17 protein-coding genes are annotated in these 17,479 nt (G+C 65.0%); 11 read left to right on the forward strand and 6 right to left on the reverse strand.

Going from position 1 to position 17,479, the window contains the following annotated elements; all coding sequences use genetic code 11:
- Positions 1-27: 27 nt before the first annotated feature.
- On the reverse strand, positions 28-993 hold the full coding sequence (locus KVP10_RS18410; protein ID WP_246600828.1) for a Bug family tripartite tricarboxylate transporter substrate binding protein: 966 nt from the start codon (positions 991-993) through the stop codon (positions 28-30).
- 19 nt (positions 994-1,012) lie between these two features.
- Entirely contained in the window at positions 1,013-2,098 is a 1,086-nt protein-coding gene (locus tag KVP10_RS18415; protein WP_217966200.1) for a 4-oxalomesaconate tautomerase, read from the reverse strand.
- Positions 2,099-2,158: 60 nt separating this feature from the next.
- Here KVP10_RS18415 and KVP10_RS18420 point away from each other — a divergent pair, with 60 nt between their 5' ends.
- Complete coding sequence (locus KVP10_RS18420; RefSeq protein ID WP_217966201.1) at positions 2,159-3,061, forward strand: LysR family transcriptional regulator; 903 nt, start codon at positions 2,159-2,161, stop codon at positions 3,059-3,061.
- A gap of 164 nt (positions 3,062-3,225) precedes the next feature.
- Here the strand turns inward: KVP10_RS18420 and KVP10_RS18425 are convergent, their stop codons facing one another.
- Complete coding sequence (locus KVP10_RS18425) at positions 3,226-4,233, reverse strand: pseudouridine synthase (protein WP_343218770.1); 1,008 nt, start codon at positions 4,231-4,233, stop codon at positions 3,226-3,228.
- 464 nt (positions 4,234-4,697) lie between these two features.
- Between KVP10_RS18425 and KVP10_RS18430 the strand changes: the two genes are divergently transcribed.
- The 9 genes from KVP10_RS18430 to KVP10_RS18470 all read left to right on the forward strand — a co-directional run bounded on the left by KVP10_RS18430 (position 4,698) and on the right by KVP10_RS18470 (position 13,592).
- Positions 4,698-5,477 (forward strand): transporter substrate-binding domain-containing protein, encoded by a 780-nt coding sequence (locus KVP10_RS18430; RefSeq protein ID WP_217966202.1) that lies wholly within the window; start codon positions 4,698-4,700, stop codon positions 5,475-5,477.
- Between the two features lie 161 nt (positions 5,478-5,638).
- Positions 5,639-6,766, forward strand: a complete 1,128-nt coding sequence (locus KVP10_RS18435; protein ID WP_217966203.1) for an FUSC family protein — start codon at positions 5,639-5,641, stop codon at positions 6,764-6,766.
- A gap of 329 nt (positions 6,767-7,095) precedes the next feature.
- Complete coding sequence (locus tag KVP10_RS18440; protein WP_217966204.1) at positions 7,096-7,377, forward strand: UxaA family hydrolase; 282 nt, start codon at positions 7,096-7,098, stop codon at positions 7,375-7,377.
- 114 nt (positions 7,378-7,491) lie between these two features.
- Positions 7,492-8,661, forward strand: coding sequence for a UxaA family hydrolase (locus KVP10_RS18445; protein ID WP_217966205.1), 1,170 nt, complete (start codon positions 7,492-7,494; stop codon positions 8,659-8,661).
- 293 nt (positions 8,662-8,954) lie between these two features.
- Entirely contained in the window at positions 8,955-9,743 is a 789-nt protein-coding gene (locus KVP10_RS18450) for an ABC transporter ATP-binding protein (protein ID WP_217966206.1), read from the forward strand.
- Entirely contained in the window at positions 9,736-10,635 is a 900-nt protein-coding gene (locus tag KVP10_RS18455; protein ID WP_246600829.1) for an ABC transporter permease, read from the forward strand. The genes KVP10_RS18450 and KVP10_RS18455 overlap by 8 nt, the downstream gene beginning before the upstream one ends.
- Positions 10,636-10,735: 100 nt before the next feature.
- Positions 10,736-11,668, forward strand: a complete 933-nt coding sequence (locus KVP10_RS18460) for a hydroxyacid dehydrogenase (RefSeq protein WP_217966207.1) — start codon at positions 10,736-10,738, stop codon at positions 11,666-11,668.
- 110 nt (positions 11,669-11,778) lie between these two features.
- Positions 11,779-12,825 (forward strand): Ldh family oxidoreductase, encoded by a 1,047-nt coding sequence (locus KVP10_RS18465; RefSeq protein ID WP_217966208.1) that lies wholly within the window; start codon positions 11,779-11,781, stop codon positions 12,823-12,825.
- Positions 12,822-13,592, forward strand: a complete 771-nt coding sequence (locus KVP10_RS18470) for a sulfite exporter TauE/SafE family protein (protein ID WP_217966209.1) — start codon at positions 12,822-12,824, stop codon at positions 13,590-13,592. The genes KVP10_RS18465 and KVP10_RS18470 overlap by 4 nt, the downstream gene beginning before the upstream one ends.
- Before the next feature lie 218 nt (positions 13,593-13,810).
- On the opposite strand, the gene KVP10_RS18475 is transcribed toward KVP10_RS18470, so the two are convergent.
- A complete protein-coding gene (locus KVP10_RS18475; RefSeq protein ID WP_217966210.1) occupies positions 13,811-14,824 on the reverse strand; it encodes an ABC transporter substrate-binding protein in 1,014 nt (337 codons plus the stop codon).
- 344 nt (positions 14,825-15,168) lie between these two features.
- Between KVP10_RS18475 and KVP10_RS18480 the strand changes: the two genes are divergently transcribed.
- The gene (locus KVP10_RS18480; protein ID WP_217966211.1) at positions 15,169-15,939 is read left to right on the forward strand and encodes a GntR family transcriptional regulator; all 771 of its coding nucleotides are present in this window, start codon (positions 15,169-15,171) and stop codon (positions 15,937-15,939) included.
- A 12-nt stretch (positions 15,940-15,951) separates the two neighbouring features.
- Here the strand turns inward: KVP10_RS18480 and KVP10_RS18485 are convergent, their stop codons facing one another.
- Entirely contained in the window at positions 15,952-16,296 is a 345-nt protein-coding gene (locus KVP10_RS18485) for a carboxymuconolactone decarboxylase family protein (RefSeq protein ID WP_217966212.1), read from the reverse strand.
- A gap of 260 nt (positions 16,297-16,556) precedes the next feature.
- Complete coding sequence (locus KVP10_RS18490) at positions 16,557-17,465, reverse strand: Bug family tripartite tricarboxylate transporter substrate binding protein (protein ID WP_246600830.1); 909 nt, start codon at positions 17,463-17,465, stop codon at positions 16,557-16,559.
- Positions 17,466-17,479 lie beyond the last annotated feature (14 nt).

The raw sequence follows: 17,479 nt of genomic DNA on the forward strand, positions 1-17,479 counted from the left end.
CGCGCCTGCACCCGGCGGTCGCCGCCCTCAGTCCACGGACATATGGGTGGCGGCGACCACCTTTTTCCATTTGGCCAGGTCGGTCTTCACCAGATGCGACAAAGCCTGGGGCGTGCCGCCCTGCACCGTCGCACCCTGATCGCTGAACTTGCGCGCCACCTCGGGGTCATGCAGGGCGTCGGACAAGGCCTTGTTCAGGCGGGCGACCACGGCGGGAGGCGTCCGGGCAGGCGCGAACAGCGCGTACCACTCGTCCACCGATACGTCGACGCCAAGTTCCTTGAGCGTAGGCAGGCTGCTGAACAGCGGCGAGCGCTTTTCGCCCACCACCGCCAGGCCGCGCACGCGGCCCGACTTGATCTGCGGCGCGCCCGTGAACAGGCTGGGAAACATGACCTGCGTGACGCCCGAAATCGTGTCCATCATGGCCGGGGCCGAGCCCTTGTAGGGTACGTCCTGCATCACCGCCCCCGTCGCCAGCTTGAACAGCTCTCCCGCCGCGTGCGGGGCGGTCCCCGTACCTGCCGACGCATAGTTCAGATGCGCGCCCGCCTGCTTCGAATAGGCGATCAATTCGGGCACCGTCTTGACCGGTAGCGTGTCGTTGACCACCAGCAAGGTGGGCGATGTCGCCACTTCGCCGATCGGGGCGAAATCGCCCACGGGGTCATAAGACACTTTGCGTATCGCGGGATTGATCGCATGCGTGGCGATATAGCCGAACAAGATGGTGTAGCCGTCGGGCTTGGCCCGCGCCACGTAGCTGGACGCGATCGCGCCGTTGGCGCCGGGCTTGTTTTCGACCACCACCGCCTGGCCGAGATCGGTGCCCATGGTCTTGGCCAGGATCCGTGCCATCGCATCGTTGCCGCCGCCCGGCGCCGTGGGCACGACGATGGTCAGCGGCCGGTCGGGAAAGCCGGCCTGCGCGGCATTCGCGACCATGCCGGCCGCGCAAATCAGGGTCCAGCTTGCTGTCTTGGTGAATTTCATCTTTCTGCTCCTTCCTTGGTTATTTATCGGACAGCGGGGACGGAATGCACACCGTTCCCTGCATGATTTTTCTAGCGGTGCGCACCACGCCCGCCTTGGCGATCCCCTGCACGCCGTCGCGGCTGCAGAGTTCGATGGATATCTCGATGCGCCCGGCCGGATGGAACACCGACACGACGCCTCGGGAAAAGGGCGCTGCGCCGCGCAGCGCCGAAGATACCGTGCCCGGCAGGACCAGGCTGCCGGCCACGCCGATGGCACCCGTCACGGCATGGGCGCGATGGCAGCGATGCGGCGTAAAGTAGCGCGAGCGTATGGACAAGCCGTCTCCGGCCGGACTCACCAGCACCGGCTTGGGCACGACACTGTCGGTGACGTCCCCCAGGCCCATGCGCCGCCCGGCCTCGATGCGCAGCGCCTCGATGCGCCTCAGCAGCGGCGCATTGCCGTCCAGTTCCTGCGGGCTCTCGCCGCCGCTCAGGCCCAGGGACCGGGCGTCCACGATCATCAGGGGAATGGCCGCATCCAGGCAGGTCGCCTCGACGCCGTCGATGATGTCCATCGGGGCGCCGGTCGGAAACAGCCTGCCCGTCAGGCTGCCTTCCGCGCCCAGGAAATTGAGGATCACGGGCGCCGCCGTGCCCGGCACGCCATCGATGCGCGTCTCGCCGTCATATGTCACCCGGCCGCCGGGCGTCTGGACCAGCGCCTCGATCGTCGAGCCGGTGTTCACGTTGAATATCCGTACGGCGGTTTCGCCGCAATGCGCCCGCACCAGGCCCTGCTCCAGCGCGAAGGGGCCCACGGCGGCGAGCATATTGCCGCAATTGGGCCGGGTGTCCACCAGTTCGCGATCGACCAGCACCTGGGCGAACAGATAATCCACATCGCAGCCGGGCCGGCTCGACGGCGACACGATCGCCACCTTGCTGCTCAGGGAATTCCCCCCGCCCAGGCCGTTGATCTGCAGTTCATGGGGCGAGCCCATGGCCGCGATCAGCAGGCGGTCGCGCTCGGCGCGATCGGGCGGCAGCACATCGGCGCGAAAAAAAGGCCCGCGCGAAGTTCCGCCGCGCATCAGCACACAAGGTATTTCCTTTTCCATGCGGCTATGATGCAATTGCGCAAGACATTAGTGAATTGCAACTTTCTCAAGAACTATTGCATGCCGCGCATCAATTTCGATTTGCAGGAACTCCAGGCCTTCGTCGCCGTAGCCGAGCGATTGTCCTTTCGCGCTGCGGCCGAAGACCTGCATATATCCCCTCCCGCGCTGAGCCGGCGCATCGAGAAACTGGAATCCATACTGGGCGTCAGGCTGCTGGAGCGCAGCACCCGCCACGTGGTCCTGACGGGCGTCGGGCGCAGCTTCCTCGACCATTCGCGCACCGCGCTCGACGAACTCGAAGGCGCCATGCTGGGAATCGCCGACATCGCTTCGCATCGGCGCGGCATCATCACCGTGGCCTGCGTGCCGTCGGCGGCCTATTATTTCCTGCCCGCCGTCATTGCGCGCTTCAGCAAGAACTACCCGCACATCCGGGTGCGTATCCTGGACGAAAGCGCCAACACGGTGCTCAACGCGGTAACCGGCAGGCAGGCGGATTTCGGCATCAATTTCATAGGGACCCAAGAGGCCGATCTCGAATTCGATCCCGTCTTCACCGAAAGATTCGTCCTGGCCGTCCGCGCCGACCACAGGCTGGCCGCGAGACGCAAAGTGCGTTGGGAAGAGCTCTGCGACGAATGCTTCATGACCGTGGCCAAGGCCAGCGGCAATCGGGTATTGATCGATTCCGCCCTGGCGCAGATCGAGAAGCGCCCGGCCAGCTTCTTCGAAGTCGCCCACGTCTCCTCGCTGCTCGGCATGGTCGAGGCCGGCCTGGGGGTGGCCGCCGTGCCCCGGCTGGCCTTGCCGCGCAAAAAGCACTCGACACTGCGCGGCATCCCGCTGGTCGAACCGGAAGTCTCCCGCACCTTGGGGCTATTGCGCCGCAAGAGCCTCCCTTTGCCGCCGGCGGCCAAAGTGCTCTACGACCTGATCAAGAAAGAGCCAGGGCGGCTCTAGCGCCTGTATCCCGGGCCCTTGTGGCTCCGTCGCCCTGTCGCCCTGTCGCCCTGTCGCCGTTGCGCCGTTGCGCCGTTGCGCCGTTGCGCCGTTGCGCCGTTGCGCCGTTGTGGCGATGCGGCGATGCGGCGATGAGGCGGCGCGGCGGCGCAATATTGCGGCGACTAGGCGCGTGGCAGTATGGCCGGCTCCTGCTCCGGCCATTCCAGCCGGCGGCGGCTTTCGTAGCGGCGCGTGGCGCCGCTGTAGGGATCGACGAACTCTATGGCGCGGGCCAGCAACATCAAGGGGCGGGAATAATCGTCGCGGGCCGGATGGGGTAGCGGCACGGGGTAGCAACTATCGTTGCAGATCGGTATGCCCAGCGCGCTCATATGCACGCGCAACTGGTGCTTGCGGCCCGAGGCGGGACGCAGCCGGTAGCGTCCCAGCGCGCCGCGGCGCTCGATGAGCTCGACGCGGCTGACGCTGTCGGGCTCGCCGGCCACCTCTTGCATGTCGAAGCGCCCCGGTATCTGCCGTATGCGGCTGTGCCGCACGCAGGGCAGCTCCAGCCCCTCGCGCAGCGGCGCGATCGCCTCGTATTCTTTCAGCACCTGGCGAGACTGGAACAATTCCTGGTAGCGGCCGCGGCTGGCGGGGTCCACGCAGAACAGCAAGACACCCGCAGTATCGCGGTCCAAACGATGCAGGGGGCTGAGCAGGGGCATGTCCAGCGCCGCGCGCAGGCGCGACAGCGCGGTCTCGCGCAGGTAGCGGCCGCCGGGCGTGCTGGCCATGAAATGCGGCTTGTCCACCGCGATCAGGCGTTCGTCGCGATGCAGCACCGGCAGGTCGAAGGGCAAGGGCTCTTCGTCGGGCACTTCGCGGTAGTACCACAGCCAGCGCCCCGGCACATACGGCGCGTCGGCCGCCTGCGGCAGGCCCGCACCGTCGACGATTTCGCCGCGCGCCAGGCGCGCGCGCAGCACCTCCGGCGCCACATAGGGGAAGCGCTGCAGCATGAATTCCAGCAGGCTCGCCCAGGAGCCGGGCGGCAGGAATACGCGGCTGGGCGCGACGCCGTCGCGCATGGGCAGCGGCGCATTCGCGTCGCCGGGCCGCGTCACTGCGGGCGATCGAGGACCATCGATGATGTGTTCAGCCTTGTAGAAAATATCGGCGCAGGCCATACCGGCGCGGCCGCCGCCACAACCGAGCCCGCACGCGCGCGAGACCGGAGCATGGCCCGGAGCCATGCGCGCCCCGGAATTGCGCGCAACCCGAAAGCAAGGCGACAAGGCCATGTTCCGCGGCGGACTTCGTGCTTGGGTATCGCCGCTATCTTATACCCGCGTCATACCCGCGGCGACAATTGCCAGGAGTTCGCGCCCCCGAACCCTCTACGAGAGCCCCATGAGAAGCCCCGCCACCCGCCTCGGACGACGCCGCCGCGACGGCCGCCACCGCCACCTGCAGCATCCGCACGCCCAGCCCTCGAGCGCTGAGCGTAAGTACGCATTGCCGTGCCGCGGCAATGCCGTAAAAATACCGTGGCGCGCCTTCCTCCGCCGCGGCGGGGCGGCTCATGACGCCGCAGAATGCCCGCGCCGCACAAGGGGCGGCGTCACGCCCCCGTCCATACAGGGAAAGAGCAATGAAACAACTCGCAGCCATGCTTCTGATGGCGGTCTCCGCCACGATAAGCGCCCAGGCGGCCCAGGCCGGCCCCGACACCCTGGCCCAGGTCATGCAAAGCCACACCTTGCGGGTCTGCAGCCCCGGCGACTACAAGCCCTTCAGCTTCCAGAACCCCGACGGCTCGTTCGAGGGGCTGGACGTAGACCTCATGCAGTCCCTGGCCAAGTCGCTCGGCGCCAAGACACAGTTCGTCAAGACCTCCTGGGCCAAGCTCATGGACGACTTCACCTCCGGCAAGTGCGACATCGGCGCCGGCGGCATCTCGGTATCCCTGGCGCGGCAGCAGCGGGCGTACTTCAGCGCTCCCTACATGGTCAATGGCAAGACCCCCATCACGCTGTGCACCAACGTCAAGAAATTCCAGACCATCGCCGATATCGACAAGCCCAACGTACGCGTCATCGTCAACCCCGGCGGCAGCAACGAGACCTTCGCCAAGACCCACCTGAACAAAGCGCAGCTCATCACCCACGAGAACAATATCGGCATCTTCAAGGAAGTCGCCGACGGGCACGCCGACGTGTTCGTGACCGAGGCGGCCGAGGCCAAGGTGCAAAGCCGCCTCAACCCCAAGCTGTGCCCGGTCAACCCCGACAAGCCGCTGCAATACGCCGAAATGGGCTACCTGCTGCCCTCGGGCGACATGCGCTTCAAACTGTACGTGGACCAGTGGCTGCACCTGAGCAAGGCCAGCGGCGAATACGCCAGGCTGGCCGGCAAATGGGTGCCGCAATAACAAATGCCGGGCGGCAGACGGCAGGTGACGGGCGCGGCCACGGCGGGCCACGACGCGCCATAATGGCAAAAGGCAGACACAACGCAAAGGTGCAGCAATGACCGCAGTCCAAGCCCCGCACGTCCCGCCGCACGCTCAGCCACACGTCCCGGCCTTGCGCCATGCGGCTGCTGCATAAGCTGCGGCGCCACCTCGGCGTCCTGGCCGCGCTGCCGCGCTGGCTGGCCTCGCCGGCCCATCGCTATCGCCACGCCCGGCTGCTGCACAGCCTGCGCGTCACGCTGGCGGTGCTGGCCTCCATCGCCCTGACGACCGGCATCGACATTCCCCACGGCCTGTGGGCGACAGTGTCGCTGCTGGTAGTCATAGGCGGCCTGCAGCACCAGGGCAATATCCGCAAAAAAGCATTCGACCGCAGCCTCGGCACGCTCATCGGCGCGCTACTGGGCCTGGCGCTGATTGCGCAATACACCCTCATCGGCTCGTCCGCCCTCAACTACCTTCTCCTGGCCGTGATCGCCGGAATCTGCGGCTACCACGCCATAGGCCGCGGCGGCTACATCGCGCTGCTCACCGCCATCACCTTGTTCATCGTCGCCGGCCACGGCGAAGCCCCCATGCAGGACGCACTATGGCGCACCGCCGACGTGGTGATAGGCATTACGCTGGCCCTGGCCTTTTCCTTCGTGCTGCCGTTCTATGCCACCTATTCCTGGCGCCACGGCCTGGCGGCCAATATGCGCGGCGTAGCGCGAATCTGCCGGCGCATGCTGGCCGGCACACCGCTCGACCTGCAGCAACAACTGAAACGCCACGCCGAACTCGGCAAGCGCCTGGTCGAACTGCGATCGCTAATGCCTTCCGTCGCAAAAGAAACCAACGTGCCCCCAGCAGTGCTGGAGACCATACAAGCCCGCCACCGCGCGGTACTGAGCGGCCTGGAAATGCTGGTATCAGGCGGCTGCGCCTGCGTGCCGGACAGGCCGCCCGCGCACGCGGGCCGAGCCGGCCTCACCCTCACGCCCGGCGACACGAGCGCCGCGACGCCAGTGGCGCAAATCCGCACGGACCTCCACGAACTGCGCAGGGCGGCCCTGCTTACCGCCCGCGCCCTGCGGGCCGGCGACCTCAGCCTGCTGCCCGCCCCCACCCGGCAATCGCCGACACCCGCCACCACATACGAACGCCCCGACCTGGAAGGCCCCCACTGGCTGTGCCGCCAGATCCTGCAGCAGATGGATGGCCTCGACCACGGACTCGAACAGGGCTCCGCCCTGTTCGAGGTATAGCGCCCGGCAAACCACTCCCCCGCCGACCTCCAGTCCCCCAACCGTCTACAAAACCAGCGGAGAGAACGGGGTGCCTCCCGGAGGTGCGTGGGGTATCGCACCGCAGGGAGGTACCCCGTTCTAGGCCGCGCCTAAAGAACCAAACCCCACGACGGACACAGCCACAGCAACGTACACATCGGTGCCTTGCACCCTTTTCCCCCTCCTATCCAAATTCAAACAAAAGATATAGGTCATCTAGTTGACTTTGGCAGAATTCGTATCTAAGATGACCCGAAATCGCAACACCCGACAACGAACGCAATCAACGCCTAGGAAAGGAGCCTGGAATGATTCATCTCGTATTGCACGACGCCAAGGACATGGTGGCCGTGGCCGTCGTCGAAGGCATCAAGGCCGGAACCGACCTGAACGCCTGGATCATGGACGACGACCGCATGATCACGGTCAAGGCCAAACAAGACATCCCCATCGGCCACAAAATCGCCCTCACGGATATGGCCGTGGGCGACACCGTACTCAAGTACGGCGTGGACATCGGCAAAGTCGTGGCGCCGATCAAGACCGGCGAGCACGCCCACGTGCACAACATCAAGACCAAGCGCTGGTAACGCGGGCCCAGCCCCTGCGGGCACACCCGGCCAGCCGCGCCAGCGCCCCATCGGGCAGCCAGGCGGCCAACAAGCGCCACTCCATTCATCAATGTCCCCATACATGGACCGATCATGATCAATCAGAACACCACATTCCTGGGCTATCGCCGCGAAAACGGCCGCGTCGGCGTACGCAACCACGTCATCATCATGCCGCTGGACGACCTGTCCAACGCCGCCTGTGAAGCCGTCGCGAACAATATCAAAGGCACGATGGCCATCCAGCACCCCTACGGCCGCCTGCAATTCGGCGCCGACCTCGACCTGCACTTCCGCACCCTGATCGGCGCGGGATCCAACCCCAACGTCGCCGCGGTAGTGGTGATAGGCATCGAGGACGGCTGGACGCAGAAAGTGGTCGAAGGCATCGCCGCCACCGGCAAGCCGGTCACCGGCTTCGGCATCGAACGCCACGGCGACCACGAAACCATCATGAAAGCCTCGAAAGTGGCGAAAGAATACGTGCAGTGGGCTTCCGAAAAACAGCGCGAAGTCTGCAACATCAAAGAGCTGTGGGTTTCCACCAAGTGCGGCGAAAGCGACACCACTTCGGGCTGCGGCTCCAACCCCTCGGTGGGCAACGCCTTCGACAAGCTGCACGCCCTGGGCTCCACCCTGGTCTTCGGCGAAACCACCGAGATCACCGGCGGCGAAAACATCGTGGCCGCGCGCTGCATCAACGACGAGGTCCGATCGCAGTTCATGGCCATGTTCGACCGCTACCAGGAAGTCATCGAGCGCCACAAGACCTCCGACCTGTCGGATTCCCAGCCCACCAAGGGCAACATCGAAGGCGGCCTGACGACCATCGAAGAAAAGGCCATGGGCAACATCCAGAAGATCGGCAAGAAATGCACGGTCGACGGCGTGCTGGACAAGGCCGAAACCCCCACCCATCCGGGCCTGTGGTTCATGGATTCCTCCTCGGCCGCGGCCGAGATGGTGACGCTGTGCGCGGCCTCGGGCTATGTAGTGCACTTCTTCCCCACCGGCCAGGGCAATATCATCGGCAACCCCATCCTGCCGGTCATCAAGCTGAGCGCCAATCCGCGTACCGTGCGCACCATGAGCGAGCATATCGACTTCGACTGCTCGCCGCTGCTGCAACGCGAAATGAACCTGGACGAAGCCGGCGACAAGCTGCTGGAAGTGATGCTGGCCACCGCCAATGGCCGGCTGACCTCTGCCGAGGCGCTGGGCCACCGCGAATTCGTCATGACGCGCTTGTACGAAAGCGCGTAAGGCGGTCGCGCGGCCGGCGGCATCTCCGACAGGTACGGCAGATCGAACACGACAGCCGGGGCGCATCGGCCAGATGCGCCTCGCGCCGCCGCAAGCCGTCGCCACGAACCCCAGGCAGCGTATCGCCGGCCGTGCACAGCCGGCGATATCTCGTTCGCCAGGGCACGGGCGAGGCGCCATGGCTATCCACCGGCCACTCGTCGTGCGACACTAGCCTTGCGCCGTTCACGGCGCCGCTACGCCATAACCGGCCACATAAAAGCATAAGGGCCGATTGCCGCAAAGGAGACAAGATGAGCGACATGCCGCAGCCCCTGCTCGAAGTGGACGGGGTGACCCTGCAATACAAGACCAAAGAACACCTGATCACTGCCACCTACCGGGTGGACTTCAATGTGTACCAGGCCGACCGTTTCGTGCTGCTGGGGCCCTCGGGCTGCGGCAAGTCGACCCTGCTCAAGGCGGTGGGCGGCTACCTGATGCCCACCGAAGGCCAGATCCGCCTCAAGGGCAAGACCATCGACGGGCCGGGGCCGGACCGCATGATGGTGTTCCAGGAATTCGACCAGTTGCCGCCCTGGAAGACGGTCAAGCAGAACGTGATGTTCCCGCTGCTGGCCTCGCGCAAGCTCAAGGGCAAGGCAGCCGAAGAAAAGGCCATGCAATACATAGAGCTGGTCAAGCTCGCGGCCTTTGCCGATCATTATCCCCACCAGCTTTCGGGCGGCATGAAGCAGCGGGTCGCCATCGCCCGCGGCATGGCCATGGAACCCGATATCCTGCTGATGGACGAACCTTACGCGGCCCTGGACGCCCTGACGCGGCGCAAGATGCAGGACGAGCTCCTGCTGCTGGGCCAGGACACGCGCTTCACGCTGCTGTTCGTCACGCACTCCATCGAAGAAGCGGTAAAGATAGGCACGCGCATCCTGCTGCTGTCGCCGCATCCCGGCCAGGTGACGGCCGAGCTCAACAGCAGCGGCGAGGACACCTGCGACGCCAACGGCGTGCACCTGTCCGAGCGCATCAACTCCATACTGTTTTCCGAACCCGTCGAGTCCGAGGAGGCGAGCAATGTCTGATTCCGCAATGTCCCCGCGCCAGGCTCCGATCGAGAATTTCCCGCGGCCCGAGATCCTCCACAAGCGCGAAGTCAGCGGCGATTTCGGCGTGGTCGAGAAACCCCTGACCACCTGGGAAAAAATCTGCGACAACAATGCCGCGCGCAAGATCTTCATACTGGTGATACTCGCCGTCATCTGGGAAGTTTATGCGCGAGCCATCCACAACGAACTGCTGTTCCCGACCTTCTCGGCCACGGTAAAGGCCTTCATCGTCGCCATCGAGAGCGGCGGCCTGATCCAGAAGGCCTGGTTTTCCATCCACGTCCTGCTCATCGGCTATGCCGCCGGGCTGGTGCTGGCGGCCCTGTTGACGATACTGGCCATAAGCTGGCGCCTCGGGCGCGACTTCCTGGAAACCATCACGTCCATGTTCAACCCCCTGCCGGCCATCGCACTGCTGCCGCTGGCACTGCTGTGGTTCGGACTGGGCACCGGCAGCCTGGTCTTCGTGCTGATCCATTCCGTGCTCTGGGCCGTGGCGCTCAATACCCACGCGGGTTTCCAGTCCGTCAGCGCCACGCTGCGCATGGTCGGGCGCAACTATGGCCTGTCGGGCTTTCGCTATGTGTTCGCGATATTGATCCCGGCGGCTTTCCCCGCCATTCTTTCCGGCCTGAAGATAGGCTGGGCCTTCGCCTGGCGCACCCTGATCGCCGCCGAACTGGTGTTCGGCGTCAGTTCGGGCAGCGGCGGCCTGGGCTGGTTCATCTACGAGAACAAGAACGAGCTGGACATCCCCAGCGTGTTCGCCGGCCTGCTGACCGTGATCCTGATCGGCCTGTTCGTCGAGCATTTCATCTTCCGCCTGATCGAACAGCACACGATACGCAGGTGGGGCATGCAGGAATGAGCCCCGCAACCACCCCGCAGCGCGGCGTCCCGGCGCCGGCGGCGGGCCCACGCAACGCCCTGGTGGGCACACTATGGCGGCAAGCCGCCGGAGAAACACAATGAAGCTCGTCATCTCGGAATTCATGGACGAGGCGGCAGTAGACAAGTTGGCGCAGGTCTTCGACACCACTTACGACCCTGCCCTGGTGGACGACAGGCCGGCCTTGCTGGCCGCGCTGGCGCAGGCCGACGCCCTGATCGTGCGCAATCGCAGTCGGGTCGACGCGGCCCTGCTGCAAGCGGCGCCCGGGCTGCGCGTGGTCGGCCGCCTGGGGGTCGGGCTGGACAACATCGACGTTCCGGCCTGCGCCGGCCGCGGCATCGAGGTCATTCCCGCCACGGGCGCCAATGCCCAGGCCGTGGCCGAATACGTGATCGGCACGGCCATGGCGCTGCTGCGCGGATACTGGGCCGGCAACGCGGCGACCGCTGCGGGCGAGTGGCCCCGGGCCGCGCTGTCGCAAGGCCGCGAGATCTCCGGCAAATGCCTGGGCCTGGTGGGTTTCGGCGGCATCGGCCGGCTCACCGCCGGCCTGGCTCAGGGCCTGGGCATGCAGGTCGTCGCCCACGACCCGATGCTCGCGCCCGACGCTGCCGCCTGGGGCCAGGCGGGGGTTGGCCCGGCGCGCCTGGACGAAGTGCTGGCACAGGCCGATGTGGTTTCCCTGCATGTGCCTCTCACCGAACAGACTCGCGGCCTGATCGGCCGCGAAGCCCTGTCGCGCATGCGGCAGACCGCAATCCTGATCAACACATCGCGCGGCGGCATCGTGGACGAAGCCGCCCTGGGCGCGGCCCTGAAGGCGGGGCGCCTGGCCGGCGCGGCCATCGACGTATACGCCCAGGAACCGCTGCCGGGCGGCGGCCCGCTGGCCGACGCGCCGAATATATTGCTGACCCCCCACATCGCCGGCGTCACGGCCGAATCCAATGTGCGGGTCAGCAGCCTGATCGCCGATAGAGTCATAGAATTCATGTCCGCGCCGCGCTGAGATGGCTTCACTCCCGTCGCGCCTCGCATACCCCCAAGCCCATCGGGCCGGGCGGCCGGCGCCATGAACACCGTTTTTTATTTCGCAATCATTTCGAAGGAGCCTATTCCATGGCACTGATCCCGCAGCAGGAACTCGCCGCGCTGGCCGCGCAAGGGCTGGAGGCCGCCGGCGCCAGTCCGCGGGCCGCCCAGGCCGCAGCCCGCGCATTGGTCGCTGCCGACGCCCGGGGCCTGGCCTCGCATGGCGTCTCGCGCGTGCCGCAATACGCCACATTCTTGCGCAACGGCCGCACGCGCCGCGACGCCATCGCCAAAGTCGCGCAGGCCCGCGGCGGCGCCTGCCTGATCGACGCCCAGTACGGCATGGCATTCGAAGCCTGCGAACTGGCCGTACACAGCATCGTCGAGCGCGCCCGCGAATACGGCGTGGCCTGCGCCGCGGTGACCAACAGCAATCACTTCGGCGCTGCTGCCATCCACCTCGAGCCCGTCGCCGCTGCCGGCATGATCGGCCTGGCCTTCGGCAATTCGCCTGCCGCCATGCCCGCCTGGGGCGGCAAGACCCCGCTATTCGGCACCAACCCCATTGCCGCGGTCTTCCCGCGGCGCGGCGCCGAACCGGTGGTCATAGACCTGGCCCTGAGCGAAGCGGCGCGCGGCAAGATCATGGTCGCCGCCCGCGAGGGCAAGCCCATACCCTCCAACTGGGCGGTAGACCGCAACGGCCAGCCCACCACCGACGCCAAAGAAGCGCTGGCCGGCAGCATGCTGGCCATGGGCGGCGTCAAGGGCGCCATGCTGGCCCTGATGGTCGAACTGTTGGCCTGCTCCCTGAGCGGCGCCGCTTTCGGCTTCGAGGCCGATTCGTTCTTCACCGAAGAAGGCAACCAGCCGCGCCTGGGGCAGTTCTTCCTGGCCATAGACCCGGGCGCGCTGGCCGGCACCGACGTTTATTACGAACGCATCGAAACCCTGCTGGCCGCCATGCTGCAGGACGAACAAGTGCGCCTGCCCGGCGACCGGCGCCGCACATTGCGGGAACGCGCCGAGCGCGAGGGCATAGAGGTGCCCGACAATCTGTACAAGCAACTGCAGGAACTGGCCGGCGCCGCCAGCCCCGCAAACAGCAACGGCAACGGCAACGGCGGATCATGATAGAAGCCTTGCAGCACCAGTTGCACTTGCTGCCGCCCGCCAGCCATCTTGCCTTTGCCGCGGGCGCCATCCTGCTCGCCTATTGCATCTTCGGCCTGGCCGGCTTCGGCTCCTCCATCACCGCCGTACCCTTCCTGATCCAGGTGCTGCCGCTGCACACCGTGGTGTGCCTGATGCTGCTGATCGACCTGGTGCTGTGCACCGTGCTGAACCTGCGCGAACGCCGCCATGTCGATCTGCCCGAGCTCAAGCGGATATTGCCGGGCATACTGGCGGGCTCGTTCGTGGGCTTGCTGCTGCTGGTGCGCGCGCCGGCCAAGCCGCTGTTCCTGCTGCTGGGCCTGTTCGTCGTGGCGGTATTCCTGTGGAACAATGTGTTCAACCGCAAGACTACGCGGATATCGACCTGGCTGGCGCTGCCGCTGGGGCTGGGCGGCGGGGTCTTCACGACCCTGTTCGGCACCGGCGGCCCGCTCTACACCATCTATATGGCCGGTCGCATCGACGACAAGCGCGCGCTGCGCTCCACGCTCGGGGTGCTGATCGGCACTACCGCGCTGATACGCCTGGCCATGTTCGCGGCGACCGGCCTGCTGTCCAATCCCGCGGTATATCGCCTTGCGCTGCTGGCGCTGCCGGTCGCCCTGGCCGGCTTCCTGCTGGGCAACCTGCTGCACGACAAGGTCTCGTCGCACGGCGTGAAAAAAGTAGTGTGGGTGATACTGCTGGTGGGCGGGGCCAGCGCCATCTTCAAGGGCTTGTCCTGATACGCGCCGATCCTGGCAGGGGCTTGCCCGATATGGGCTTGCTCTGATGCGGGCTTGTCCTTATACGGCCAGCCCCGATGCGGACCAGGGCCATCGTCCGTCGCGCCACCGGGGCGGCGCATAGAGCAGCGGAGTACATAGGCCTTGGGGATTCGCCGCAGGCCGGGCGGCGAGCGGCGCGCCGCCCCAGGCCCGGCCTTGCCCGTGCGGCCTTGCGATCAACTGCCGTTGGCGCCCTTCATATTGGGGAAGAACATGTCGCTCCATGAGGCAGGCTTGACCTTGATACGGCCTGTCCGGTACATGAAGTCGACATACTTCATCGTGTTCTGGGGCGTCGTGGTGAACTTGACTTGCGGGTCGTTGAGGATTTTCTCGAAGAAACTGACCGGCTCCTTCGATTTGTTGAAGCGCACGTACAGTTCGGCTGCGCGCTTCTTGTCCTGGTTGATGTAGTCGATGGCGTGCTCGAAGGCCTTGAGGAAGGCGTCGTAGGTCTTGGGGTTTTCCTTGGCGAACTTGGACGAGGTCCAGATGACATTGAAGGTGTGCGGGCCGCCCGTGACGTCGTAGGAATTCAGCACCGTATGGATGCCGGGCCGGGCAAGCTCCATATACTGGTATGGTGGCGAGGTGAAGTGGGCGTCTATCGCCCCCTTGCCCGAAAGCATGGCGGCCATGCCGTCGGGGTGCGACTGCGTCACCGTAAGCTTGTCCAGGCGCCCTTCCTGGCCCTTGCCGAAAGCCTGCTCGGCAGCCATTTGCAGCGTAATGGCCTGGATCGACACCTTGACCGCCGGCAGGGCAATGCGGTCCTTGTCGGTGAAGTCCTTGATGGTCTTCACGGCAGGGTTGCGCGTGGTCAACAGCAGCGGCATGGAATCCATGGCACAGACGGCCTTGACGTCCATATTGCCGCGGGTCTTGGCCCATAGCGTGACGAACGGCCCCACGCCGCCCGACGCGAACTGCAGGTCGCCCGACAAAATGGCATCGTTCATGACATTGCCGCCGGCGAACTTGGCCCATTTCACTTCGATATCGCCCAGCCCTTCGGCCTTGGCCTGTTTCTGGAGCAGGTGCTGGTCCTGCATGATCATGAGCGGCAGATAGGCAATGCCATATTGCTGGGCGACGTGCACTACCTTGATTTCCGCCGACGCACCGACGCTGGTGGCGGCAAGCAGCGCCGCCGCGGCCCAGGCGGGCCATCCGGTTTTCTTGAATTTCAATGTTGTCTCCTTTTTGATTTTCAGAAAGGCGCATTGCGCGCCCCGCTTACAACCCGTCCGGCATTGCGGGCCGGGCCATCAGGCCCGGTATGCGCCGGGATGTATGCTCACCCCGACACGCCCCCGACCTGGACGACTCATGGACAAAGAATTCGAAGAACCAGAAGCGGCGAATGCCGCACGGCATCCACCATATAGCATGCAGACGATGATATGCGACCCATCATAGGTGTTGGAAATATTGATGTCAACTATATGATGTGTATCAATCGAGCATTATTGCCTATAATCACGCAACCGGCCGGCGCCCGATTTGCCGCCGCTAAAATAGCGGCCCGACCATCATGAATTACAACGACAAGACTGCATCGACCATGCGTGAATCCGCAGCCCCCCCGAGTGTCGGCCTGACTCTATACAAGCAGGTCAAGCGCCAGATGCTCGCCGGGCTCTCGGCGGGCGAATGGAAACCCGGCGAAGTCATTCCCGCCGAAAAGCAGCTAAGCCAGCGTTTCAAGGTATCCATAGGCACGCTGCGCAAGGCTATCGACGAACTGGCCGCGGAAAACATCCTGATCCGCCACCAGGGCCGCGGCACCTTCGTCGCGATGCACAGCCGCGACCACCACCTGTTTCACTTCTTCAATGTGATCAGGCACGACGGCGAGCGCACCGAACCGGCCATCACCCTGGAACGGTTCGCCAAGACCCGCGCCGACAAGCAAGTCTGCGACAAGCTCGGCATCGCCCACAGCGCCAAGGTTTTCACCTACACCAACCTGCTCAGCCTGCACGGCGCCCCGGTGGAGGTCGACGAGATCACCGTGCCCGAGGCGCTGTTCGCCGGGCTGAGCGAAGCCCAGCTGCGCACTCGCCCCAGCACCATCTACAGCCTGTACCAGACCGCCTTCGGGCTGAATGTCATCCACATCGAAGAGCGCGTGCGCGCCTGCGTCGCCGACCAGCGCCTCGCCGACTTGCTGCAAGTGCAGCCCGGCACCGCCCTGCTGCAGATCCATCGCACCGCGTTTTCCTATCACCACCAGCCGGTGGAATATCGCCTGTCGTACCTGAACACGCAGGAATACGAGTACGTGCCGAAGATGGCGCAGTGAATCGGGGCCCCGTCAGGCTTGCGAAAACTGCCCGTGGGCTTCCATGGCGCGCAAGGAATACACATATGCCGCGCCGGCATTCAAGGCAATGGCCGTGCTCAGGGCATCGCCCAATTCGGCTTCCGTCACGCCGGCCTTGCGGGCGGCATTGGCATGGGCGGCAATGCAACTGTCGCATCGGGTAGTGACCGCGACGGCCAGCGCGATCAATTCGCGCGTCTTGGCATCGAGCGCCCCGTTTTCGGTCTGGGCCGCATTCAGGCCTTGAAAAGCAGCCAGAAGCTTGGGATTGTTCTTGGCCAAGGGTGCGGCTGCGGCACGCGTGTTTTCCATTTGGGCGACCCAATTATTCAGCATGATACGGCTTCCATTCCAGAGAGTAGTGAGAGAGTAGTTAATTGGCGGCGAATGAGCCGCCACCTAGAAAACAGTCAGAAAACCAAACCCGATGCGTCTTTCCAGGCCGCGGACAAGCTATGCGCCATACATTCCGTGCGATTTACGGTCACGACGGAATCCACGCGGCATCCGTGCCGGATCCGGAAAGCCGGAAATCGGGAAACCCATGCGAGAGCATGATCAAGCAGTCCGATCAACAAGCCCTCGCACGGACGCGCTCAGTGTGCCAGCGAGGCCAGGATCCCGGGGTCGATGTCATTGCGATAGCCGGCGATATCGTTGTCCACGTATGCCGCGAAACGCTGCCTGGGTATGTCGGCGACAGCGGCTCCGTCCTGTTGTATGACTTTGCGCACCTTGGGCTCTTTCAAGACCTCGGAAAGAGTCCTGGAGAGCTTGTCCAGGATTTCGGCAGGGGTGCCTTTGGGAGCTACCAACCCATACCATTGCGTCACATTCACCGGCACGCCCAGCTCTTTGAACGTCGGCACATCGGGTATTACAGGCGAGCGCTTGTCGCCGGTAATCGCCAACAAGCGCAGGATGCCGCCCTTGACCTGCCCGACCAGCGGCGGCGCCGTGACGAAGAAGCCCTCGATCTGGCCGCCGATCAGATCCGTGACGGCAGGCCCCGACCCGCTATACGGGACGTAGAGCATCTTCGCCTTGGATTTGAATTTCACCATCTCCATCACCATATGCGCGGCGCTGCTTGGCGATGTGGACCCTACAGTGATCTCTTTGTGCTTGGTATCGTCGAAAAACTGCTTGCCGCTCTTGAGCGGAGACTTGGCTGCCACGAACAGGCCATAGGGGGCCTCTACCGCCATCCCTATCATCGCGAAATCGCCGGGCGATTTATAAGGCAGCTTCGCGCCGCGCACGACGGGCGCAACCGCGACATTGCCGCTCATGGCCAATAACAAGGTATATCCGTCCGGCGCGCTGCGGGCCACGGCCTCGGCGGCGATGTTCCCGCCCGCCCCCGGCTTGTTCTCGACGATTACCGGGTTGTTCAGGCGCTTGCTCAGGCCTTGTGCGAGCAGACGCCCATACAAGTCGCCGCCTCCGCCCGGAGGAAAGCCGACCACCAGCCTGATGGGCCGGCTCGGATAATTTGCCGCCATCGCCGGCCCCGCGC

It is taken from the genome of Candidimonas humi, assembly GCF_019166065.1.
Taxonomy (GTDB): Bacteria; Pseudomonadota; Gammaproteobacteria; order Burkholderiales; family Burkholderiaceae_B; genus Candidimonas; species Candidimonas humi.